This is a genomic window from Streptomyces spiroverticillatus (assembly GCA_014650415.1).
Classification (GTDB): domain Bacteria; phylum Actinomycetota; class Actinomycetes; order Streptomycetales; family Streptomycetaceae; genus Streptomyces; species Streptomyces spiroverticillatus.
The window spans coordinates 1-21,372 of the sequence record BMUX01000005.1; the positions used below are offsets into that span (position 1 = coordinate 1).

Annotated in this window: 21 protein-coding genes; 10 read left to right on the forward strand and 11 right to left on the reverse strand. The window is 72.4% G+C overall.

Annotation, left to right across the window (positions count from 1 at the left end; all coding sequences use genetic code 11):
* Positions 1–284 precede the first annotated feature (284 nt).
* The 3 genes from IE269_RS43110 to IE269_RS14490 all read right to left on the reverse strand — a co-directional run bounded on the left by IE269_RS43110 (position 285) and on the right by IE269_RS14490 (position 1,310).
* Positions 285–452 (reverse strand): hypothetical protein, encoded by a 168-nt coding sequence (locus tag IE269_RS43110; RefSeq protein ID WP_229897684.1) that lies wholly within the window; start codon positions 450–452, stop codon positions 285–287.
* A gap of 64 nt (positions 453–516) precedes the next feature.
* Positions 517–717: an SMI1/KNR4 family protein gene (locus IE269_RS43115; protein WP_229897686.1), complete on the reverse strand. Its 201-nt coding sequence runs from the start codon at positions 715–717 to the stop codon at positions 517–519.
* Positions 718–725: 8 nt separating this feature from the next.
* Complete coding sequence (locus IE269_RS14490) at positions 726–1,310, reverse strand: TetR/AcrR family transcriptional regulator (RefSeq protein WP_189823355.1); 585 nt, start codon at positions 1,308–1,310, stop codon at positions 726–728.
* 71 nt (positions 1,311–1,381) lie between these two features.
* Between IE269_RS14490 and IE269_RS14495 the strand changes: the two genes are divergently transcribed.
* Positions 1,382–2,716, forward strand: coding sequence for an alpha/beta fold hydrolase (locus IE269_RS14495; protein WP_189823356.1), 1,335 nt, complete (start codon positions 1,382–1,384; stop codon positions 2,714–2,716).
* Here the strand turns inward: IE269_RS14495 and IE269_RS14500 are convergent.
* Together IE269_RS14500 and IE269_RS14505 are read right to left on the reverse strand one after the other, a co-directional pair.
* Complete coding sequence (locus tag IE269_RS14500) at positions 2,628–5,252, reverse strand: sensor histidine kinase (protein WP_189823357.1); 2,625 nt, start codon at positions 5,250–5,252, stop codon at positions 2,628–2,630. The genes IE269_RS14495 and IE269_RS14500 overlap by 89 nt on opposite strands.
* Before the next feature lie 29 nt (positions 5,253–5,281).
* Positions 5,282–5,371, reverse strand: a complete 90-nt coding sequence (locus IE269_RS14505) for a potassium-transporting ATPase subunit F (RefSeq protein ID WP_189823358.1) — start codon at positions 5,369–5,371, stop codon at positions 5,282–5,284.
* A 311-nt stretch (positions 5,372–5,682) separates the two neighbouring features.
* Between IE269_RS14505 and IE269_RS14510 the strand changes: the two genes are divergently transcribed.
* From IE269_RS14510 to IE269_RS14545, 8 genes are all read left to right on the forward strand, one after another.
* Positions 5,683–6,918, forward strand: coding sequence for a serine hydrolase domain-containing protein (locus tag IE269_RS14510; protein WP_189823359.1), 1,236 nt, complete (start codon positions 5,683–5,685; stop codon positions 6,916–6,918).
* Between the two features lie 618 nt (positions 6,919–7,536).
* The gene (locus IE269_RS14515; RefSeq protein WP_189823360.1) at positions 7,537–9,792 is read left to right on the forward strand and encodes an MMPL family transporter; all 2,256 of its coding nucleotides are present in this window, start codon (positions 7,537–7,539) and stop codon (positions 9,790–9,792) included.
* 472 nt (positions 9,793–10,264) lie between these two features.
* On the forward strand, positions 10,265–12,208 hold the full coding sequence (locus tag IE269_RS14520) for an APC family permease (RefSeq protein ID WP_189823361.1): 1,944 nt from the start codon (positions 10,265–10,267) through the stop codon (positions 12,206–12,208).
* A 201-nt stretch (positions 12,209–12,409) separates the two neighbouring features.
* On the forward strand, positions 12,410–12,583 hold the full coding sequence (locus tag IE269_RS14525; RefSeq protein ID WP_189823362.1) for a hypothetical protein: 174 nt from the start codon (positions 12,410–12,412) through the stop codon (positions 12,581–12,583).
* On the forward strand, positions 12,580–12,837 hold the full coding sequence (locus tag IE269_RS14530) for an alpha/beta fold hydrolase (RefSeq protein WP_189823363.1): 258 nt from the start codon (positions 12,580–12,582) through the stop codon (positions 12,835–12,837). The genes IE269_RS14525 and IE269_RS14530 overlap by 4 nt, the downstream gene beginning before the upstream one ends.
* A 108-nt stretch (positions 12,838–12,945) precedes the next feature.
* Positions 12,946–13,275: a PadR family transcriptional regulator gene (locus IE269_RS14535; protein ID WP_189823364.1), complete on the forward strand. Its 330-nt coding sequence runs from the start codon at positions 12,946–12,948 to the stop codon at positions 13,273–13,275.
* A complete protein-coding gene (locus tag IE269_RS14540; protein ID WP_189823365.1) occupies positions 13,272–13,628 on the forward strand; it encodes a DUF1048 domain-containing protein in 357 nt (118 codons plus the stop codon). The genes IE269_RS14535 and IE269_RS14540 overlap by 4 nt, the downstream gene beginning before the upstream one ends.
* 6 nt (positions 13,629–13,634) lie before the next feature.
* On the forward strand, positions 13,635–13,961 hold the full coding sequence (locus IE269_RS14545; RefSeq protein WP_189823366.1) for a DUF1048 domain-containing protein: 327 nt from the start codon (positions 13,635–13,637) through the stop codon (positions 13,959–13,961).
* 121 nt (positions 13,962–14,082) lie between these two features.
* Here the strand turns inward: IE269_RS14545 and gap are convergent, their stop codons facing one another.
* Genes gap through IE269_RS14560 form a run of 3 tightly spaced genes read right to left on the reverse strand, consistent with a single transcriptional unit; the run spans position 14,083 to position 16,663 of the window.
* Complete coding sequence (gene gap / locus IE269_RS14550; protein ID WP_189823367.1) at positions 14,083–15,093, reverse strand: type I glyceraldehyde-3-phosphate dehydrogenase; 1,011 nt, start codon at positions 15,091–15,093, stop codon at positions 14,083–14,085.
* Positions 15,090–16,019, reverse strand: coding sequence for a universal stress protein (locus IE269_RS14555; protein WP_189823368.1), 930 nt, complete (start codon positions 16,017–16,019; stop codon positions 15,090–15,092). The genes gap and IE269_RS14555 overlap by 4 nt, the downstream gene beginning before the upstream one ends.
* A gap of 44 nt (positions 16,020–16,063) precedes the next feature.
* Positions 16,064–16,663 carry a flavodoxin domain-containing protein gene (locus IE269_RS14560; RefSeq protein ID WP_189823369.1) on the reverse strand — a complete coding sequence of 200 codons (600 nt, stop codon included), beginning with the start codon at positions 16,661–16,663 and terminating at the stop codon, positions 16,064–16,066.
* A gap of 218 nt (positions 16,664–16,881) precedes the next feature.
* Here IE269_RS14560 and IE269_RS14565 point away from each other — a divergent pair, with 218 nt between their 5' ends.
* Positions 16,882–17,127, forward strand: coding sequence for a hypothetical protein (locus tag IE269_RS14565; protein ID WP_189823370.1), 246 nt, complete (start codon positions 16,882–16,884; stop codon positions 17,125–17,127).
* 61 nt (positions 17,128–17,188) lie between these two features.
* Here IE269_RS14565 and IE269_RS14570 read toward each other — a convergent pair whose 3' ends face one another.
* From IE269_RS14570 to IE269_RS14580, 3 genes are all read right to left on the reverse strand, one after another.
* The gene (locus tag IE269_RS14570; RefSeq protein WP_189823371.1) at positions 17,189–18,043 is read right to left on the reverse strand and encodes a universal stress protein; all 855 of its coding nucleotides are present in this window, start codon (positions 18,041–18,043) and stop codon (positions 17,189–17,191) included.
* Between the two features lie 32 nt (positions 18,044–18,075).
* Complete coding sequence (locus IE269_RS14575) at positions 18,076–20,427, reverse strand: phosphoketolase family protein (protein ID WP_189823372.1); 2,352 nt, start codon at positions 20,425–20,427, stop codon at positions 18,076–18,078.
* Between the two features lie 76 nt (positions 20,428–20,503).
* On the reverse strand, positions 20,504–21,364 hold the full coding sequence (locus IE269_RS14580; RefSeq protein ID WP_189823373.1) for a universal stress protein: 861 nt from the start codon (positions 21,362–21,364) through the stop codon (positions 20,504–20,506).
* Between the last annotated feature and the right edge of the window lie 8 nt (positions 21,365–21,372).

The window sequence follows — 21,372 nt, forward strand, 5'->3', positions numbered from 1 at the left end:
AGCTTCGTCACCCCCCGGGCAACGAGAGCCACCAACGCGAAAACCGCCAGCGTGATGACGACGAAGGCCAAATCGGCCATCGCGAACTCCTGAATGCAGTGGGTGGGTGAAGGCAGGTCTCACGACCCGGGGAGCCCGGCCAAGCCGTACGCCCTGAGATGAGGGAACGCCCTGCCGGGCCCCCTGTGACCTGCGTTAACGCCCTCCTGACGCCTGCACCGCCGCTCTTGACGCCTCCCGTACGGGCCTTGACGCGCCCCATACGGCCCCGCACGGCCGGGGCTCTACAGGCTGGTGGGCCGAGCTTCACCGGAGAACTCGTCCAAACCCGCCTTCCAGCGACGCTGCTGCGTGAGCCAGTGCACATAGCGCGGGGCAGCGTCGCGGAGATCGATGCTGAGCGGATAGGGGTCGAACTCGTCCAGGAGCAGCTTGCGGAGGAATTCGACCATGCCGCAGGAGAACAGGGTGAAGTCGTCACGGGTGTGGCGACCGCAGACCAGGACCGGCCGCCGATCAGGGTCGGGGTAGGACGGAGACCTCCCCGCGGGTCCTCCCGAGGGAGCCGCCGCCCCAGACGGACATGAAGGCTGTGCAGTCCTGCGGGAGCCGTGTGCCCCACCGCTCCTCCGCGGCCGCCCAGTCGATCTCCTCGTCGGCCCCGGGGTCCGGAGGAAGAATCCTGGCCAGCGCTGCGACACCCGTCGGGTCTTCCATGGCAATCCCTAGGCGGCGGGGGATGCCCAGCCGCGCAGTACCGCGTCGATCGTCGACCGGAACGCGGTCTCGGCCGCGGTGCCGGTGAGGCCCCCGGCCAGTTCGAGGGTCACGAGCCCGTGCAGGGCCACCCACAGCGAGACGGCGATCAGCGTGGTGTCGCCCACGAGGACCCGGTCCGCGACGGCACGGTCGATCGCCGCGACCAGCGGCCGTACCGGGTCGCGGTCACCGACGTGGGCCGACGGCACGAAGGACTGCGCTCCGCCGAACAACACCGCGTACAGGTGCGGGTGTTCACGCCCCCACCGGCGGTACGCCACGGCCAGCGCGTACAGATCCGCCACAGCGGTCTCGGAGTCGGGAACGGCCGTCAGGTCCTGGAACAGGCCGGCGACCGCCCGGTCGCGCACCTCGCGGACCACCCCGTCCTTCCCCTGGAACAACGTGTACACCGCCGCCGTCGACGTTCCGGCGGCGGCGGCCAACGCCCGGACCGTGACCGACTCCTGGGGGCGGGTGGCGAACAGCTCGGTCGCGCAAGCGACGAGCCGTTCTCTGACGGCGGCGTCGTTCGTTCTCGGCCTTCCCATGGGGAGCAGTTTACCCATGCTGATAACATCGTTTCAAAACAGCGTTCTGAAACTCTGCCGAGGAGCTCACCATGCCGTCGTCCGCCCTACGCCCCTTACGTCTTGTGCTCCGCCTACTGGCGGCCGTAGCCGCCGTGGTGGGGCTCGTCGCCCTCTTCCTGGCGCTGCTCGTCGCCACCGACGGCGCGGACTCGGGATTCGTCGCATGGTCCGTGACCGTCGGGGTCGCGGCCTTCGCAGCGCTGTGGCGGGGCCGCCGCCGCTCCGGGCGCGGACGGCTGGTGGCCCTCCTGCCGGTGCTCGTCGCGGCGGCCCTGACGCTGTCGGTCTGTGTCCCCACCGTCCCCACGACGCGCAACCCCCCGCCCGCCCTGCCCTTCGTGACCGCCGAGCACTGGCGGCTGTCCACCGGCAGCCGGGTCGCGGTCTACCACTACCCGCCCACCGGCAACGGCCCCCGGCGCAGCGCCCCGCTCGTCTACCTCAACGGCGGCCCGGTGCGCGGCATTTCGGTGCTCGACCACCGCTTCCTCCAGCGGCTCGCAGGCCAGGGCCACGACGTGTACGCGTACGAACAGGCCGGCGGCGGTCGCAGCGACCTGCTGCCCATGGGCCAGTACGCGATCACCCGGTCCGTCCACGACCTCGGCGCCTTCATCGGCAGACTCGGCAAGGGCCGCGCCGACGTACTGGGCTTCTCCTCGGGTGCGGTCGTACTCACCCGCGCGCTGGCCGACCCTGCCATGGCCGACCGACTGCACCGTGCGGTCATCGCCGAGCCGGGCCCCATGGACGGTCCTTCCGCCCGGATGCCGGAGCAGAAGGGCCGGCCGTCGGCCCGCGACATCGCACCGGCCATGACCGGGCCGCGCTCCACGCATGTCCCCCGGTACGCGGTGGCGTTCGGCCTCATGCGGCTCGGGCTGCTCGACCCGGACAACGGGCTGGTGGGGCAGGCGGAGGGCGTCAACGCCTTCACCGCCGCCGATCTCGGCAGCGACACCGCGTCCGCCTACTGCGCGCGGGACGCGCACCGCATCCCGGTCGAGGACACTGCGGAGAACTTCTCCTTCAGCGCCGCCGCCAGCCTCCGCATCCAGCAGACGATCAAGGACTCCCCCGCCCTCGCCCCACGGCTCAGCCACTCCCGGACCCCCGCGATGCTGATGATCGCCGAGTGCTCCTCCCAGGTCCGGCAGTGGCAGACCGCCGTCCTAGCGGACAACCCCGCCGTCCGGCGCACCCAGTACCTGCCCGGCGTCGGCCACCACATGTGGAACGGCCTGGACGACAACGACCGACGTGCGGCGGCCGTCATCACCGCGTTCCTCCAGGACAGGCCCGCACCGCTGCCCGACTACCCGAAGCGGGCCGACATCCCGGCCTTCCTCCGCGACCACAAGTAGCGCAATCCGGCGGGCAGGCCCCGCCCGTCCCTGCACTGCCCCTCTCCGCCCCGCCCGTCTCCGCCTCACCCCCCGGCCCCGGCGGTCCGGGTCCGCCCGCACCCGGCAGCGACACCACCATGGTGAGCCCCCCGCCCGGGGTGTCCTCCGGGGTCAGAGTGCCGCCCATGGCCTCCGTGAGGCCCCGGGCGAGGGCGAGGCCCAGGCCCACTCCCCGGGTGTTGTCCGTGTCGCCGAGGCGCTGGAAGGGGACGAAGACCCGGTCCCGGTCCGCGACGGGCAGGCCGGGGCCCCGGTCCGCGACGCGCAGTTCCACCCGGCCGCCGAGGGTGCTCGCGGAGAGGCGGACGGGCCGGTCGGCCGGGGAGTGCCGTACGGCATTGCTGACCAGGTTGGCGACCACCCGCTCCAGCAGCGGCGGATCGCTGAGGACGGAGGGTGCGGTGTCCAGTCGTACGCACACGACCTGCGGCCCGTCGGGCGGCAGCCCCTCCAGGGCGGCGGGCAGGACTTCGTCGAAGGCGGTGGGCCGCAGGGCGAGGGTGAGGGCTCCGGCCTGGAGTCTGCTCATGTCGAGGAGGTTGTCGATGAGGCGGCCGAGGCGGGCCATGGACTCCTCGGCGGTGGCGAGGAGTTCGTCCCGTTCCTCGTGGCTGAACTCGACGTCGGGGCTGCGCAGCGAGCCGACGGCCGCCCAGCCGACGGCGAGCGGGGTGCGCAGGTCGTGGCTGACGGCGGCCAGGAGTGCGGTGCGCATCCGGTCGGCGGCCTTTATGGGTTCCGCCTCCGCAGCGGCCTCCGCGAGCCGGTCCCGTTCGACGGCGGCGGCGACGTGGGCGGCGAAGGCGGTGAGGACACGGCGTTCGGCGCCGTCGAGCGTACGGCCGCGCAGCACGAGGAACAGGCCTTCGCCGACCGGGACTTGGGTCACCCCGTCGCCCGGAACCCGGCTGAGCCCCTCCCCCTCCGCCCGCTCCTCCACCAGCTCCGCCGACGCCACCCCGAACGTCTCCCTGGCCCGCGTGAGCAGCGCCTCGATCGCCCGGTCGCCCCGGACGATGTTCCCGGCGAGCGCCGACATCGTCTCCGCCTCCGCCGTGGCCCGCGCGGCCCGCCGGGACAGTTTCAGCGAGCGGTCGGCCATGGCCGCCACCGTCCCGGCCACCACCACGAACACCGCGAGCGCGAGCAGGTTGTCCGGTTCGGCGACGGTGAACCGGCCCCTGGGCGGGATGAACCAGTAGTTGAGGAGGAGCGATGCCGTCACCGCGCCGACCACCGCCGAGACGACCCCGCCGATGCAGGCGACGCCGAGCACGGTCACCAGGTACAGCAGTGCCTCGCTGGTGAGGTTGAGGGTGCCCCGGAACCGGTCGAGCAGCAGGGTCAGGAGTACGGGCAGGACCAGCCCGGCGACCGGCCCCGCGACCAGGCGGGACGTGGGCAGGGTGCGGCGGCGCGAGGGCAGCAGCCTGCCGCCTCCGGCGCGTTCGTGGGCGACCGTGCGCACGTCGATGTCGACGTCGGCGCAGAGCGCGACGGTGGTGTCGCCGATGCCGCGCCCGGTGAGGAACCGCTCCAGCCGGCCGCGTCTGCTGGTGCCGAGCACGAGCTGCGTCGCGCTCTCGGCGCGCGCGAACTCGACCAGGGCTTCGGCGACTTGGGCCCCGACGACCGAGTGGTACGTTCCGCCCAGGCTCTCCACGAGCTGCCGCTGCCTGGCAAGCGCGCCGTGCGAGGAACCCGCCGCGAGACCGTCGCTGCGTACGACATGGACGGCGAGCAGCGCACCGTGCGCGGCCCGGTCGGCGATGCGGGCGGCGCGCCGGATCAGGGTCTCGCCCTCGGAGCCGCCGGGCAGGGCGACGACGACGCGTTCCCGGATGCCCCAGGCGTCGGGCGTGCGGCGTTCGGCGCGCAGCTTTTCGTCGACGCGGTCGGCGACCCACAGCAGGGCGAGTTCGCGCAGGGCGGCGAGGTTGTCCTCGCGGAAGTAGTGGCCGAGGGCGGCGTCGATGCGCTCGGGCGGGTGGATGTCGCCGTGCGCCATGCGGCGGCGCAGCGCGTCCGGCGGCATGTCGACCAGTTCGATCTGGTCGGCCCGGCGCACGAAGTCGTCGGGGACGGTGGTGAGTTGGGGCGTACCGGTGATCTTCTCGACGACGTCCTTGAGGGACTCCAGGTGCTGGATGTCGAGCGTGCTGACGACGTCGATCCCGGCGTCCAGGAACTCCGCCACGACCCGCCAGTGCGCGGGGCGCGAGCCGTCCGGCTCGGCGGGGTGGGCGAGGTCGTCCACCAGGACTTCGCGCGGGCGGCGGATCAGTACGTCGTCGAGGGCGACGTACTCCATGGTGGTCAGGATCTCGTCGAGCAGCGCCTCGGTGTGGGGTCGCCCGTGGGCCCGTACGATCCCGATCACCACGTCCGTGCCGCGTGCGGCCCGACGGCGGGCCTCGTCGAGCATGCGGTACGTCTTGCCGACGCCGGGAGCGGCGCCGAGATACACCTTGAGCCTGCCGCGCACCTCCCGCACCTCCCCTCGTGCCCCCGCAGCACCGCCGCTCAGTACTTGTCCGGGTGGAGCCGGGCGAGGAGCAGGTACCCCACCAGAGCGGCGGCGATGACGATCCCGACGATGTTCTCGACAGTCATGCGCTTCTCAACTCTCGTACGGCGCAGTCCACTGGGGACCACGAGTTCGGCGTACGGGTCTGGACCGGCCCGCCGCACCCCATACTCCGGCCCGCCGCACCCCGAAGCCCCGGTCTTGACGCACCGCTGACACGGTGCCGCCGCATCCCTACGCGTCCCTGGCGCGACGGGCCAGATCCCTTGCCCGCAAGCCGGGTTGGCTACTCCCTCTTGCTAAGTACCGGTAGTCAGCGTTACGTTGTACCGGTACTCAGCGACACCGAATAGCTCCCTCAACACCCCACCCACACCTGCCAATTAGGAGTCCTGCCATGACCAAGACCAGCAACGGCTTCTCCGCGACCGGCCTGCGTCGACTGCGCGAGGTGCTGGAAGCGCACGTGGAGTCCAAGAAGATCCCCGGTCTCGTCGCCCTCGTCGGCCGGGGCGAGGAGACCCACGTCGAGGCGATCGGCACGATGCGCCACGAGGGCGGCACGCCGATGCGGCGCGACACCATCTTCCGGATGGCCTCGACCTCCAAGCCGGTCGCCGTCTCCGCGACCATGGTCCTGCTGGACGAGTGCCGGCTGCGCATCGACGACCCGGTCGACGCGTGGCTGCCGGAACTGGCCGACCGCCAGGTGCTCAAGCGGCCCGACGGCCCGCTGGACGAGACCGTCCCGGCCCGGCGGCCCATCACCGTACGGGACCTGCTGACCTCCACCTGCGGGCTCGGCCTGGAGACGACGGCGATGGGCTCCCCGATGATGGCCGCCTACTTCGAGCGCAAGGTGTACGGCGAGAACGGCTGGCTGCTCCCGCAGGTGGAGCCGGACGAGTGGATGCGCCGCCTGGGCACGCTCCCGCTGATGCACCAGCCCGGAGAGCAGTGGATGTACAACGTCAGCGACGACCTGCTCGGCGTGCTCGTCGCCCGTGTCACCGGCCGGCCCTTCGAGGAGTTCCTGCGCGAGCGCATCTTCGGGCCGCTGGGCATGAAGGACACCGGGTTCCACGTGCCCGCCGACAAGATCCACCGCCTGCCTCCGCTGTACGCGCCCGACCCGCAGACCGGCGAGTTCGTCGTCGGGGACCCGGCCGAGGGCGGACACCACAGCACGCCCCCGGCGTTCCCCTCCAGCGGCGGCGGACTCGACTCCACCGCCGACGACTACCACGCGTACTTCCGCATGCTCCTCAACCACGGCGTGCACGAGGGCGAACGCATCCTGTCCCGTCCCGCGGTCGAGCTGATGACCACCAACCGCCTCACCCCCGAACAGACGAACACCCGCGCCGCCATGGCCCGCAACCTCGTCCACCTCTCGTACGGCCAGGGCCAGCACGGCGGTTGGGGCTTCGGGATGGCGGTGCGCACCTACCGGGGCGACTACGCGCCGGTGGGCCAGTTCGGCTGGGACGGCGGGGCCGGTACGTCGACGTACGCCGACCCGCAGAACGGGCTCGTGGGCATCCTGCTCACCCAGACCGGCATGTCGACCCCGGACTCGGCACGGGTCATCAGCGACTTCTGGACCACCCTCTACCAGGCGGTCGAGGACTGACGCCGCTACTGACACCACTACTGACACCGCTGCGGACGACGAAAAGGGGCCGGGCGGTCCATGGCTGGAGCCATGGACCGCCCGGCCTTTCCGCGACCCCCCTCAGAGCCGCGGAAACGGGACTTCCCCCGTCACGAACCGTCCGGGTGAGGTTCCTTCGCAGCTCCGGGCCCCCGCCCCTGGCTCCGCTCGGTACCGGCGGTGCTCGTCACTCGCCCTCCACCCGCACGACGGATCGTTCGTGCGTCCCGTGCGATCACCAGCCTGGGGCACGGAAGTTCGGCCGTCGGCCGCGTTGACGGCCCCCTGACGTCGTGCGCGTCCGGCTTGACGGACTGCTGACGGCCGCCCCCGACCCCGGGCGGCAGATCGGCCGGGCAGCGCCCCGGGCGGCAGATCGGCCGGGCAGCGCCCCGGGCGGCGGATCGGCCCGGCAGTGCCCCGGGAAATGACCCTCGAACGCCAACTTGGCGCCACGGCACACCACTTGGGCTTGCGGTGGCGTCAAAGTGATGCCATCTTGGTGCCACGAAGGCGCGCAGGCCGTTCCACGCCTGCGCCGCCTCCTCCGCGCCATCCCCGCACCATCCCCACCCACGACAGGAGTCCGACTTCGCCATGGCTACCTTCCTCTACAAACTCGGCCGCCTGGCCTTCCGGCGGCGCTGGCTGACGACCCTGCTGTGGGTACTGGTCCTGGGCGGAGTGGGCTTCGCGGCCTCCACCGCCCCCGCACCTCCGACCGACACCTTCTCGATGCCGGGCACGGAGTCGCAGAAGGCCTTCGACCTGCTGCGGGAGAAGTTCCCCGCAGCAGGCACCGACGGAGCCGGCGCCCGGGTCGTGATCCGGGCGCCCCAGGGCCAAAAGATCACCGACCCGGCGACGAAGCCCGGGGTCGACGCACTCGTCGCGGACCTGTCCCGGGCCACCGGAGTCACCGCGGCCTCCGATCCGTACAAGCTGAAAACGATCAGCGAGGACGGCACCACGGCCTACTCCGTCGCCACCTACCGGGCCACCGCCCTGGAGCTGAAGGACGCCGAACACAACGCGCTCACACGGGCGTTGGACAAGGCCCGCAGCAAGGGGCTGACCGTGGAGGCGGGCGGTGACGCCATCAAGGTGGACGCCGCGATGGGCGGCGCCGAAGGCATCGGCATCCTGGTCTCGGCGGTCGTCCTGCTGATCACCTTCGGATCGCTCATCGCCGCCGGGATGCCGCTGCTCACCGCGGTCATCGGGGTCGGCGTCGGCATCGGCGGCATCGCCGCGCTCGGCAGCACCCTCGGACTGTCCGCCACCACCTCCACGCTGGCCATGATGATCGGCCTCGCCGTCGGCATCGACTACGCGCTCTTCATCATCTCCCGCTACCGCACGGAGATCGCCGAGGGCCGGGAGCGCCAGGAGGCCGCGGGCCGGGCCGTCGGCACCGCGGGTTCCGCCGTCGTCTTCGCGGGACTCACGGTCGTCATCGCGCTGGCCGGTCTTGCGGTGGTGGACATCTCGATGCTGACCAAGATGGGCCTGGCCGCCGCCGGGACGGTCGCCGTCGCCGTACTCGTGGCGATCACGCTGGTTCCGGCGCTGCTCGGGTTCGCACCCGTCAGGGTGCTGCGCCGCAGGGACCGCAAGGCCCTCACGGGCAAGCCGCTGACCGCACGCCAGCAGCGCAAGGCCGCCAAGGCCGAGGCGCGTCGCAGGCCCAACCTCGGTGCCCGCTGGGCGGGTTACGTGCTGCGCCACCCCGTGGCCGTCCTGGTCGTCGCCGTGCTCGGCCTCGGCGCGGTCGCCGTGCCGGCGGCCTCGCTCCAACTGGGTCTGCCCGGTGAGGGGACGATGGCCCCGGAGACCACCCAGCGCAAGGCGTACGACCTGCTCTCGGCCTCCTTCGGCCCCGGCTTCAACGGGCCCCTGACGGTCACGGTCAGCGCCCCGGACGCGAAGAAGGCGGCGGACGCGGTGGGCACGTCGCTCGCCGGCCGGAGCGGTGTCGCCTCGGTCTCCCCGGCCGCCGCCAACCCGGCGAACGACACCGCGATCCTCAACCTCGTACCGGCCACCGGCCCCACCGACGCCAGGACCGAGGACCTCGTCCGCTCCCTGCGCGAGAGCGCACGCGGCATCGAGGCGGACACCGGCGCCACCGAGGTCCTCGTGACCGGCCAGACCGCCATGTTCATCGACTTCTCCCAGACGCTCGACGACGCCCTGCTGCCCTACCTGGCCCTCGTGGTGGGCCTGGCGTTCCTGCTCCTGATGGTCGTCTTCCGCTCCGTCCTGGTCCCGCTCAAGGCGGCCCTCGGCTTCCTGCTCTCGGTGGGCGCGGCGCTCGGCGCGGTGGTGGCGGTCTTCCAATGGGGCTGGCTGGCCGACGTGTTCGGCGTCCAGCAGCCGGGGCCGGTGATGAGCACCGTGCCCATCCTGATGATCGGCGTCGTCTTCGGACTCGCCATGGACTACGAGGTCTTCCTGGTCAGCCGGATGCGCGAGGCCCATGTCCACGGTGCCCGTCCCGGCGAGGCGGTCGTCACCGGGTTCCGCTACGGCGGGCGGGTGGTCAGCGCCGCCGCGATCATCATGATCAGCGTGTTCTCCGGGTTCATCACCGAGCACAACGACCTGATCAAGATGATCGGCTTCGCCCTCGCGTCCGCGGTTCTCTTCGACGCCTTCGTCGTACGGATGGCCCTGGTGCCCGCCCTGTTCGCCCTGCTCGGCAAGTCCGCGTGGTGGATGCCCCGGTGGCTGGACCGCCTCCTGCCGAACCTGGACGTCGAGGGCGAGAAGCTGCCCCGTCCCGCGTCGGCCCCCCACTCCGCTCCGGAGCGTGAACAGCGGCCGCAGTACGCCGAATTCACGAGCCGCTGAGGACGATCCCCTGCATCATGACCACGCCCACATCGACAAGGTCTCGCACGGCCACGCCCCGCTGCTGCGCGTCGCGAGGCGGCCCGGGGCGCCGGACACATCGCGTACGGACACGGGGCGCACCGCTGCATCGGTGCCGCACTCGCCAGTCTCCAGACGGAGATCGCCCTCGACCAGTTGGTGCTCCGTCGCGACACCCTCGCCCTGGCCGTCGGGCGGGACGCGGTCGAGCGGGTCGGATTCGCCGGGGAGGGGACCTTCCTGCTCCGGCTGCCGGTCCGCCTCTGACCGGACGGGCCGTGCGGGCCCGGACGGGCCCGGACGGGCCCCACGGCCTCGCTGCGCTCGCACCGGCTTGCGGTTCGCGGAAGGATGGGCGGGGCATCCGCTCTGCGCCGGGGCACCCGCTCTTCGCCAGGGCACCCGCTCCTCGCACTCCGATTCGGCGAGCAGAACAGGAACCCACGCCACCATGACCGACGAACGGACCCCGCACCGGGCACGGACGTGGCTGCTGGAGGGCCTGAGCGAGCAGACGGCCCGGCATCCCGGTCCGCACGGCACACCGCCGGCCGAGCACACCGGTCACGCGTGGTGGCGCGTCATGTGCCTGACCGGCGTGGACTACTTCTCCACGCTCGGCTACCAGCCGGGCATCGCCGCCCTCGCCGCCGGGCTGCTGTCCCCGCTGGCCACCCTCGTGCTCATCGCGCTCACCCTGCTGGGCGCGCTGCCGGTGTACCGGCGGGTGGCGCGGGAGAGCCCGCACGGCGAGGGCTCGATCGCGATGCTGGAGCGGCTGCTGCCCTGGTGGGCGGGGAAGCTGCTGGTCCTGGTGCTGCTGGGGTTCGCGGCCACCGACTTCATGATCACCATCACTCTTTCGGCGGCCGACGCCTCCGCGCACGTGGTGGAGAATCCGTTCGCCCCGCACTGGCTGCGCGGGGAGAACGTCTGGATCACGTTGGTGCTGGTCGGAGCGCTCGGGGCGGTCTTCCTCAAGGGGTTCCGCGAGGCGATCCGGGTGGCGGTGGTCCTCGTGGCCCTCTACCTGGCGCTCAATCTGACCGTGCTGGCCGCAGCGGTGTGGCAGGTCGCCGCACGGCCGGTCGCGGTCGACAACTGGTGGGAGGCCGCCACCGCCTCGCACTCCTCGCCGCTGGCGATGGTCGGCGTCGCGCTGCTGGTCTTCCCGAAGCTGGCGCTCGGCATGTCCGGCTTCGAGACCGGGGTCGCGGTGATGCCGCAGGTCAGGGGCGGCGCGTCGGACACGTACGAGAAACCGGAAGGGCGCATCCGGGACACCCGCAGGCTGCTGACGACCGCCGCCGTGATCATGAGCTGCTTCCTGCTGCTGTCGAGCCTGGCGACGACGCTCCTGATCCCGCAGGAGGCGTTCAAGGCGGGCGGTCCGGCGAACGGGCGGGCGCTCGCCTATCTGGCGCACGAACACCTCGGCGAGGTCTTCGGCACGGTGTACGACGTCTCGACGATCGCCATCCTGTGGTTCGCCGGGGCCTCCGCGCTGGCGGGTCTGCTGAACCTCGTACCGCGCTATCTGCCGCGCTACGGCATGGCGCCGGAGTGGACGCGTGCGGTGCGGCCGCTGGTGCTGCTGTTCTTCGCGATCGCCGTGGTCATCACGCTGTGGTTCAACGCGGACGTCGACGCGCAGAGCGGGGCGTACGCGACGGGGGTGCTCGTCCTCATGTTGTCCGCGTCCTTCGCCTCCACGGTCGCGGCCCGGCGCGGCGGGCACCGGGCGGCGTCGGTGGGGTTCGGGGTGATCACGGCCGTGTTCGCATACACCCTGGTCACGAACGTGGTGGAGCGGCCGGACGGCATCAAGATCGCGACGCTGTTCATCCTGGGCATCCTGCTGACCTCCTTCGCCTCGCGCGTGCACCGGGCCTTCGAGCTGCGGGCGGCGACCGTGACGTTCGACGAGACGGCCCTGCGGCTGATCGACGCGGCGGCGGCCGAGGGGCCTCTGCGGGTCATCGCGAACGAGCCCGAGGAGCACTCGACCCGCGAGTACCGGGCCAAGGAGTACAGCCAGCGCGAGCAGACCCACATCCCGGACGGGCGGCCCGTCCTCTTCCTGGAGGTCTTCGTCAGCGACTCCTCCGACTTCACCACCGACCTGACCGTCCACGGCGACGAGAAGCACGGCGCGCGCAGGCTGCGGGTCCAGGGCGCCGGAGTACCCAACACCATCGCCGCCGTGCTGATGCAACTGCGCGAACGCACCGGGCAGGTCCCGCACGTCTACTTCAACTGGACCGAGGGCCACCCCCTCGGCCACCTGATCCGCTTCCTGATCTTCGGCGACGGCGAGGTGGCGCCGGTCACCCGCGAGGTGCTGCGCCGGGCGGAGCCGGACATGGCACGGAGGCCTCGGGTGCACGTGGGCTGAGGCGGGGCCGGCGGGAAAGGGATTCGGGGTACGGGGCGGCGGTTTGTCGCAACCTTGACGCCCGGGAGCGGCGGGGTCCGCCCCGCCCCGGCGCGCACCTCGCTAGGGTGCGCTCATGCCCGTCAACCGCCGTACGTGTCCGCCCAGTTCTCCCGCAGACCACCTCCCCGGGCCGCCCGCCCACCGGGAAGCCCGATCGTCATGAGCGCCTTCCGGCGACCGGCGCTCCACCTGAAGCGGGTCATCGCCTGCCTGCTCGCCTGCGCGGCGGCACTGCTCACCACGGGCTTCCTCACGGGCTGGTTCTGGCTGGTGGGCGTCGGCGTGTGGGCGCTGATCGCCGCCTTCCTCCTCGAATTCACCTTCGCCCCGTGAGCGGGGGCGCCGTGTCCGGCACCCGGCGCAACTCCCCCGCGCGCAGCGCCGGGCTGCTGCGGGACATGCTCGCGCCCGGCGGCCGGCCGCGGCCGGAGTTGGTGGTCGGCGGGGAGCACGATGTGTTCCTGCCGCCCCGGAGGCTCGGTCCTGCGGTGCGTTCGCGGCTCGGCATTCGGCTCCAAGTGCTGGCGGATTCGGGGCACTTGGTGGTCGAGGAATGCCCGACACGGCTGGCCGCCCTGGCCGGTTGACCGGCCCCCCTCGCAGTCGCCTCGGCACTGGCAATCCCGGCTACTCGGTGCTACCTTGTAGCAGTACTCGGTACTACACAGTACCAAGAGGGCCGAGGAGGACTCTCCATGGACGACCTGACGGAGATGCTCAAGGGCACGCTCGAAGGGTGCGTGCTCGAAATCATCGCGGGCGAGGAGACGTACGGGTACGCCATCACCCGCCGACTGAACGAACTCGGCTTCACCGACGTCGTCGAAGGAACGGTGTACACCATCCTCCTGCGACTGGAGCGCAAGAAGCTCGTCCAGGTGACGAAGCGGCCGTCCGAGGTCGGACCGCCGCGCAAGTTCTACGCGCTCAACGACGCCGGCCGCGAGGAACTCGCGACGTTCTGGACGAAATGGGCCTACGTGTCGTCGCGCATCGACAAGCTCAAGAAGGAGGGCGGACGATGAAATTCTGGGAAACCATCACGGGAAGCGATCTGAGCAGGGAGTGGAAGGCGTTCGAAGCGAGGGCCGAGGCCCTGCCGGACGAACACCGGGCGGCCTGGGGGCAGATCGTCAGCCATCTCCTCCCGCACGGCGACTTCACCGGCCGCAACCTGATGCCGATCCTCGACGGCGCCCTGGGTCTGCTCGAAGAGACGGCGGCGGACGGACAGAGCGTCCACGAGGTGCTCGGCGACGACGTCCCCGGCTTCTGCACGGCACTGGCCGGCGGAGAGGGCGCCCGCACCTACCGCGACCGCTGGCGCGAGCAGTTGAACAGGAACGTCGCACGCAAACTGAGCAGGCTGGGAGGCTGAGCCGAGATGGGCATCCAGGACATCATCGAGGGCAAGAAGCAGTGGCGGGCGCACAAGGCCCGGGTCAAGGCACTCCCGGCGGACTACCGCATCGTCTACGAGGAGATGCAGAAGTACCTGTTCAAGGTCGGCCCGGTCGACCTGCCCGACGGCCCCCTGCTCCCGGGAATCGTGGACTTCTTCGAGGAGGGCGTCGCTGCGGGCAAGGGCGTCCTGGAGGTCACCGGCAACGACGTCGCCGCGTTCTGCGACGGCCTGATCCAGGACTCCCCCACGTACGCGGACCTCTACCAGGCTTCCCTCGACGGGGACTTGGGCAAGAAGTCCCGCTAGCGCCGGGCGGGTCGGCCCCGGCCGGGAGCGGGGCGGCCGGACACCGGCCCGCCCCCGCGGGCGCTCGCCTCGGCCGGAACGGCCCCGGCGCACGACTGGCCCCGTACGTCGCCGTCTTCGCCTACAGGCGCGGGGCGACGTAGGCGGTGAGGTCCAGGAGGCGGTTGCTGTAGCCCCATTCGTTGTCGTACCAGCCGAAGACCTTCACCAGGTCGCCGTGGGCCTGGGTGAGGCCCGGGTCGAAGAGGCAGGAGGCGGGGTCCTTGATGACGTCGCGGGAGACGATCGGGGCGTCGGCGACGCGGAGGATGCCGTGCAGCGGGCCGTCCGCGGCCTCGGTGAACGCGGCGTTGATCTCCTCGGCGGTCGCTTCGTGGTCCAGGACGACGGTGAGGTCGGTGAGGGAACCGTCCTCGACGGGGACGCGGACGGCCAGGCCGTCGAGGACGCCGTCGAGTTCGGGGACGACCAGGCCGACGGCGCGGGCGGCCCCGGTGGAGGTGGGGATGATGCTGAGGGCCGCCGAGCGGGCCCGGCGGAGGTCCTTGTGGGGGCCGTCGAGGAGGGCCTGGTCGTTGGTGTAGCCGTGGATGGTGGTCATCAGGCCCCGGGAGATGCCGAAGCGTTCGTGCAGGACCGTGGCCATGGGGACGACGCAGTTGGTGGTGCAGGAGGCGGCGGAGACGATGTGGTGTTCGAGGGGGCGGTACGCCTCGTGGTTGACGCCCATCACGACGGTGAGGTCGGCGCCCTTGCCGGGGGCGGAGAGGAGGACCTTGCGGGCGCCGGACTTGAGGTGGAGCGCGGCGCTCGCGCGGTCGCGGAAGCGGCCGGAGGACTCGATGACGATGTCGGCCCCGTGGCCGGCCCAGTCCAGCGCAGCGGGGTCGCGCTGCGCGGTGACGGCGATGCGCCTGCCGTCGACGGTGAGGGAGGTCGCGTCGTGCTCGACGGGGAGGCCGAGGCGGCCGTAGGTGGAGTCGTAGGCGAGGAGGTGGGCCAGGGTGGCGGGCGCGGTGATGTCGTTGACCGCCACCACCTCCAGCCCGGTGTCCGCGCCGCGCTCCAGGAGGGCGCGCAGGTAGTTGCGGCCGACGCGGCCGAAGCCGTTGATGCCGACGCGTACGGTCATGAGAACTCCTCGTGTCGTGCGGTCGTGGTGGTGAACGCGGTCGTGGTCGCCGGGGGTGCCGTGTGCGGTACGACGACCACCGGGCAGTGCGCGTGGTGCAGCAACGCGTGGGCGGTGGCGCCGAGTTGGAGGCCCAGCGGGTTGCGCCGGTGGTGTGCGCCGAGGACCAGGAGGTCGGCGGTGGCCGTGAGGTCGCGCAGCACCTTGTGGGCGGGGCCCTCCACGGTGGTGCGGTCGACGCGGAGGCCGGGGTGGTCGGCGGCGGCGTGCAGCGCGTCGTCGAGCCGGGCCGCGGCCTGCTGTTCGTACGTACGGGAGAACCGGTCGGACGCGGACGGCAGCAGCCGCGGGTCCGGGGCGGGGCTGCGCCAGGCGGTCACGGCCTGGAGGGTGCAGGCCCGGGTGCGCGCCTGGTCGAGGGCGAACCGCAAGGACGCCTGGTCGGGGGTCGCCGCCTTGACGCCCACCAGGACCTTGCCGTGGAGTCCGTCGCGGTTGGCCTTGTCGCCGCGCACCACGACGACGGGGCACACGGCGCGCGCCGCCACCGCCAGGCTGACGGAGCCGAGCAGGAGTTCCGCGAAGGGGCCGAGTCCGCGGGAGCCGGTGATCAGGGCGGCGGCCCCGTGCGCCTCGTGGAGGAGCGCGGACTCCGCGTCCTCGGGCAGGACGGCGGTGGCCACCTTGACGCCGGGCTGCCGGGCTGTGGCACGTGCGGCGGCGACGGTGACGGTGCGTTCAGCGACGCTCAGCCGGGTGGCTCCGGCGAAGTCGTAGGCGAACGCGGCACTCTCGTAGCTCTCCCAGCGCGAGGCGTGCACGAGGCGCAGGGGCAGGTGGCGGCGGGCGGCTTCGTCGGCGGCCCAGTCGACCGCCTGGAGGCTCGATTCCGAGCCGTCCACGCCCACGATCAGGGGCAGTTCCATGAGGGGGTGGGCCTTTCCGGTCGTCGTGCGCGGGAGGGGCACGCTCAGGCTGGCGGGTGGTCGCGCGGGGCGGCAGGGGCCTCCTCGCCCTTTCGATGGGCCGTTCGGCCCCCGTTCCCGGCGGTGGGTCCGGGCGGGACGGGTGCCAGCTCCCGGGCGATGGCGTCGGCCCACGCCTCGACGGCGGCCCAGTCGCGGTAGTCGCCGTACCGGCACCCCATCAGCCGGAACATCAGCCGCCCCGTGAAGGGGAAGTGCTCCGGTCGGACCACTCCCGACAGCAGCCGGTGCTCGCGCGGCCGGAGCCGGACCGGGAGGTCCTGGAGGATCAGCGGCTCCTCCTTGTCCGCGAGCCGCTTCCACGGGCCCCGCAGCGCCCCCGGCATCCCGACGCTGAACAGCCACACCGGCCGGGACCGCAGCAGGTCGCCGTGGCGTCGTACGAAGTCCTTGGCCGGCGGCAGCCAGGCCTGACCGTGCACGGCACTGCCCAGGACGAACGCCCGCTGTTCCAGGGGCACCTGTACGTCCGTCAGTGCCCGCACCTCGACCGTGAGGCCGTGCTCGGCGAGGCGGGCGCCGATGCGTTCGGCGATCTCCCGGGTGGAGCCGTGCGCGGATGCGTGTCCCACCAGAACGTCCATGTCCACCCTCCCGTCGGCTGCTTCCGTACCTCACCGTCGCGCGGACACGGGGGCTGCGGGCAGGTGCCGTACGGTGCGCGCGCGGGGCCACAGGGCTCCTTCGCGGTGGGGCCGTTCGCCGGGTGGTGCGCCCCGTTCGGCACCGGGACCAAGAGGGGCCGGGGCGGCAGGCTGAAGGCAACGGCACGAGACGGTGCCCGAGGCCCGAGGGGGCGGCGATGATTCCTCTGATTCTGCTGGGAGCCACCGTGCTGGGCGCCGGGGTGATCTTCGGCTTCAGTTCGTTCGTGGTGGGCTTCGCCCTGCTGGTGGGCGGGGTACTGGGACTCGTCTCCTTCATCGCCGCGGGCCCCGGACGGCAACGGCCCGGCGAGCACGAGACGGTCATCGAGGAGCGGCACTACATCGGGGGCGACGGCCACCACCGGTACGACGACGACTACTACGACCATCACCGCAGGTGAGAGAAGGACGGGGTGCCCGGCTCCAGCGGGAGGCCGGGCACTCCTCCGCGTGCCCGCGGCCTCACGCGTGCGGCACCACCACCACGGGGCACAGCACATGGTGGATCACCGAGTGGACGGTCGGGCCCAGGTGCGGGCCCGCCGCCAGGGGACGGCCGACCACCAGCAGGCTCGCTCCCGCCGACTCCAGCAGCAGATGGTGTCCGGCCCTGCCGTGCACCACCTGCTGCACGACCTCCGTGCCGGGGAACTTGTGCCGCCAGGAGGTGATCACCGCGTCGAGCCTGCGGGTCCGCTCCACCCCCGGGTCCTTCGCGGAGGCCGTCGGCACCAGGGGAAGCGTCCAGGCGTGCACCACGTGCAGGGCGGTGCGCCGGGTCGCCGCCGCGTCGAAGGCGTACTCGAGGAGTTCGTCGCACGGGCGGTCCAGGTCGATGCCCAGCAGCACGGGCAGGTAGGGGGCGTCCTGTGCCCCCTGCCGTTCGTCGGCCGGCCGCTCCCCGGCCCGTACGAGAGCCACCGGGCAGGCGGCCCGCGCGGCGACCGCCTGCGCCACCGACCCGACCATGAGACCGGTCAGCGCGCCGTTGCCGCGCGAGCCGAGGACCAGCAGTTCGGAGGTTTCGGCGGTGGCGAGCAGTGCCTCCGCCGGATGCCCCGCCACCTCCTCCTCGACGATGCCGAGTGCGGGATGGGCGTAGGAGAGGTGGAGGGTGGCGCGGTCGAGCACAGTGCCGGGCTCCCCGACACCGCCCTCCGGCACGGCCGGCAGGCCCGGCGGGACGGGTGTCACGGCGGCGTGCACCAGGTGCAGGGGCAGTTCGCGCAGCAGGGCTTCGCGGGCCGCCCAGTCGGCGGCGTCCAGGCTCTCGGGCGAGCCGTCGACGCCTGCGGTGATGGTCCGTTGGTGGGACATGGGCACACCTTCCAGGGAAGTGGGGCCGGGGATCAGCCGGTCCAGGTCCAGTCGGCGACCTCGGGCAGGTCGGTGCCGTGGGCCCGGATCCAGGCGTGGTGGCGGGTGCGGGCGTCCGCCATGGTCTGGCGGACGGCCGCGGCGCGGACGCCGAGTCCGGGGACCCGGTCGACGACGTCCATGACGAGGCGGTACCGGTCGAGGTCGTTGCGTACGACCATGTCGAAGGGTGTGGTGGTGGTGCCCGCCTCCTTGTAGCCGCGTACGTGCAGGTGGGCGTGGCCGGTGCGGCGGTAGGCCAGGCGGTGGACCAGCCACGGATAGCCGTGGTAGGCGAAGATCACCGGCCGGTCGGGGGTGAACAGCGCGTCGTACGCGGAGTCGGACATGCCGTGCGGGTGCTCCTCGCGGGGCAGCAGCCGGGTCATGTCGACGACGTTGACGACGCGCACGCCGAGGCCGGGCAGGTGGTGGCGGAGCAACTGGGCGGCGGCCAACACCTCCTGGGTGGGTACGTCGCCCGCGCAGGCCAGCACCACGTCGGGGCCCTTCGCCGGGTCCTCGGTGCCCGCCCACTCCCAGATGCCCGCGCCGCGCGCGCAGTGGGTGCGGGCGTCGTCCAGGGACAGCCAGTCGAAGCAGGGCTGCTTGCCCGCGACGACGACGTTGACGTAGTCGCGGCTGCGCAGGACGTGGTCGGCGGTGGCCAGGAGGGTGTTGGCGTCCGGCGGGAAGTAGACCCGGACGACCTCGGGGCTCTTGTTGAGGACGTGGTCGACGAAGCCGGGGTCCTGGTGGGAGAAGCCGTTGTGGTCCTGGCGCCAGACGTGGGAGGTGAGGAGGTAGTTGAGGGAGGGGACGGGTGCGCGCCAGGGCAGGGCGCGGGTGGTGCGCAGCCACTTGATGTGCTGGTTGACCATGGAGTCGACGATGTGGACGAAGGCCTCGTAGCAGGAGAACAGGCCGTGGCGGCCGGTGAGGTGGTAGCCCTCCAGCCAGCCCTGGCAGGTGTGTTCGGAGAGGATCTCCAGCACCCGGCCGTCGGTGCTGAGGTGTTCGTCGGTGTCCAGGACCTCGCCCTGCCAGGCCTTGCCGGTGACCTCGAAGAGCGCACCGAGCCTGTTCGAGGCCGTCTCGTCGGGGCCCACGACGCGGAAGTCGCGGCTTCGGGCGGTGTCCCGCATGATCTGGGCGAGCAGGCCGCCGAGGACGCGGGTGGGCTCGTGGAGGGCGGTGCCGGGTTTGTCGACGGGGACGGCGAAGTGCTCCAGGGGCGGGACGGGCAGGTCGCGGGTGAGGAGACCGCCGTTGGCGTGCGGGTTCGCGCCGAGGCGGCGGGGGCCGGAGGGGACGCAGGCGAGGACCTGTTCCGTGGGCCGGCCGTCGGCGTCGAAGAGCTCCTCGGGGCGGTAGGAGCGCAGCCATGCCTCCAACTGCCGCAGGTGGTCCGGGTTTTCGCGTACGGAAGGCAGGGGCACCTGGTGCGCGCGCCACGTCCCCTCGACCGGTTCGCCGTCCACGGTGGCCGGTCCGGTCCAGCCCTTGGGCGTACGGAGCACGATCATCGGCCAGCGGGGGCGTTCGCGCGATCCCGCGCTGCGGGCCGCCTGCTGGGCGGCGGTGATCCGCTCCAGCGCGCGGTCCAGGGCGGCGGCCATCGCGGGGTGCACGATGCGGGGGTCGTCTCCCGTGACGTGGATCGGTTCGTGGCCGAAACCGCGCAGCATGGCGTCGAGTTCGGCCTCGGGGATGCGGGAGAGGACGGTCGGGTTGGCGATCTTGTAGCCGTTGAGGTGGAGGATCGGCAGGACCGCGCCGTCGTGCACGGGGTCCAGGAACTTCGTCGAGTGCCAGGACGCGGCGAGCGGCCCCGTCTCGGCCTCGCCGTCGCCGATCACGCAGGCGACGAGGAGCCCCGGATTGTCGAAGGCGGCGCCGTACGCATGGGAGAGGGAGTACCCGAGCTCGCCGCCCTCGTGGATCGACCCCGGGGTCTCCGGGGCGACGTGGCTGGGCACCCCACCGGGGAAGGAGAACTGCCGGAACAGCTTCCGCATGCCGTCTCCGTCCCGGCCGATCGTCGGGTACGTCTCGCTGTACGAGCCCTCCAGCCAGGAGTTGGCGAGCACCGCCGGGCCGCCGTGCCCGGGGCCCCAGACGCAGATCGCGTCGAGGTCGTGCTGCCGGATCAGGCGGTTGAGGTGGGTGTGCACGAGGTTGAGGCCGGGCGAGGTGCCCCAGTGGCCGAGCAGGCGCGGCTTGATGTGCTCGGGGCGCAGGGGCTCGGTGAGGAGGGGGTTGTCGAGGAGGTAGATCTGGCCTGCCGCCAGGTAGTTGGCGGCACGCCAGTGGGCGTCGAGGTCGGCGATTCGGTCGTGGGGCACGGTGAGGGCTCCGTCTTCGGGTGGGGTGTACGAGGTGAGGTGGGGCGGGACCAGGGGGGGCAAGGCCGCCCGCCGCTCAGTCGTGCGGGACGACCGCGACCGGGCAGGGCGCGTGGTGCAGCACGCCGTGGTTCACCGGGCCGAGTTGCATGCCCAGGTGGCCCTTGCGGCGGCGGGCGCCGATGACCAGCAGGTCGGCCGTGAGGGCGGCATCCAGCAGCGCGGAGCGGGCCGGGCCCTCGACGACCTCGCGGCGCACCGGGAGGCCGGCGAACTCGGGGCGGGCGCGCACGGCGGCCTTCAGCACCTCCTCGACCTGCCGTTCCGCCCGCAGCCTGTGGTCGTCCGGAGCCGCCCGGGGGTAGTCGGGCACCTCGTGCGCGGGGCAGCGCCAGGCGTGCACGACCGCCACCCTCGCACCGCGCAGCTGCGCCTCGTGGAAGGCGAACTCCATGAGCGGCGCGGCGTCCTCGGGTTCGTCCACGCCGACGACGACGGTGCCCCGCGCGGCCGTGGCGCCGCGTACGACGACCACCGGGGTCACCGTGCGCGCGGCCACTCCCAGGCTCACCGAGCCCAGCAGGAGTTCCGCCAGTTCCCCGTGCCCCCGGCTGCCGACCACGACGAGCCCGGACTCCTCGCCGAGCCGCACCAGCGCGGAGACCGGGTCCTCGGCCAGCACGGTGCTGGTCACCCGCACCTCGGGCTGCCTGCGTGTGGCGCGCTCCACGGCCGTGGCGGCGACGTTGTCGGCGTACACCTGGAGGGCGGAGCGGTTCACGCCCCAGGCCGGGTCCAGGGAGGCGTACCGCTCCCAGCGCCAGGCGTGCAGGACCCGCAGTACGGTGCCCCGGGCCGCGGCCTCGTCGGCGGCCCAGTCCAGGGCGGCCAGGCTCGCATCGGATCCGTCCACTCCCACGATCACGGGTTCGAGCATCGCGGCAC

What these genes read in the sequence shown, in the direction of transcription:
- IE269_RS43110 (WP_229897684.1), bottom strand. Translation starts at nt 452, where the DNA reads ATGGTCGAATTCCTCCGCAAGCTGCTCCTGGACGAGTTCGACCCCTAT.
- IE269_RS43115 (WP_229897686.1), bottom strand. Translation starts at nt 717, where the DNA reads ATGGAAGACCCGACGGGTGTCGCAGCGCTGGCCAGGATTCTTCCTCCG.
- IE269_RS14490 (WP_189823355.1), bottom strand. Translation starts at nt 1,310, where the DNA reads ATGGGAAGGCCGAGAACGAACGACGCCGCCGTCAGAGAACGGCTCGTC.
- IE269_RS14495 (WP_189823356.1), top strand. Translation starts at nt 1,382, where the DNA reads ATGCCGTCGTCCGCCCTACGCCCCTTACGTCTTGTGCTCCGCCTACTG.
- IE269_RS14505 (WP_189823358.1), bottom strand. Translation starts at nt 5,371, where the DNA reads ATGACTGTCGAGAACATCGTCGGGATCGTCATCGCCGCCGCTCTGGTG.
- IE269_RS14510 (WP_189823359.1), top strand. Translation starts at nt 5,683, where the DNA reads ATGACCAAGACCAGCAACGGCTTCTCCGCGACCGGCCTGCGTCGACTG.
- IE269_RS14515 (WP_189823360.1), top strand. Translation starts at nt 7,537, where the DNA reads ATGGCTACCTTCCTCTACAAACTCGGCCGCCTGGCCTTCCGGCGGCGC.
- IE269_RS14520 (WP_189823361.1), top strand. Translation starts at nt 10,265, where the DNA reads ATGACCGACGAACGGACCCCGCACCGGGCACGGACGTGGCTGCTGGAG.
- IE269_RS14525 (WP_189823362.1), top strand. Translation starts at nt 12,410, where the DNA reads ATGAGCGCCTTCCGGCGACCGGCGCTCCACCTGAAGCGGGTCATCGCC.
- IE269_RS14535 (WP_189823364.1), top strand. Translation starts at nt 12,946, where the DNA reads ATGGACGACCTGACGGAGATGCTCAAGGGCACGCTCGAAGGGTGCGTG.
- IE269_RS14540 (WP_189823365.1), top strand. Translation starts at nt 13,272, where the DNA reads ATGAAATTCTGGGAAACCATCACGGGAAGCGATCTGAGCAGGGAGTGG.
- IE269_RS14545 (WP_189823366.1), top strand. Translation starts at nt 13,635, where the DNA reads ATGGGCATCCAGGACATCATCGAGGGCAAGAAGCAGTGGCGGGCGCAC.
- gap (WP_189823367.1), bottom strand. Translation starts at nt 15,093, where the DNA reads ATGACCGTACGCGTCGGCATCAACGGCTTCGGCCGCGTCGGCCGCAAC.
- IE269_RS14555 (WP_189823368.1), bottom strand. Translation starts at nt 16,019, where the DNA reads ATGGAACTGCCCCTGATCGTGGGCGTGGACGGCTCGGAATCGAGCCTC.
- IE269_RS14560 (WP_189823369.1), bottom strand. Translation starts at nt 16,663, where the DNA reads ATGGACGTTCTGGTGGGACACGCATCCGCGCACGGCTCCACCCGGGAG.
- IE269_RS14565 (WP_189823370.1), top strand. Translation starts at nt 16,882, where the DNA reads ATGATTCCTCTGATTCTGCTGGGAGCCACCGTGCTGGGCGCCGGGGTG.
- IE269_RS14570 (WP_189823371.1), bottom strand. Translation starts at nt 18,043, where the DNA reads ATGTCCCACCAACGGACCATCACCGCAGGCGTCGACGGCTCGCCCGAG.
- IE269_RS14580 (WP_189823373.1), bottom strand. Translation starts at nt 21,364, where the DNA reads ATGCTCGAACCCGTGATCGTGGGAGTGGACGGATCCGATGCGAGCCTG.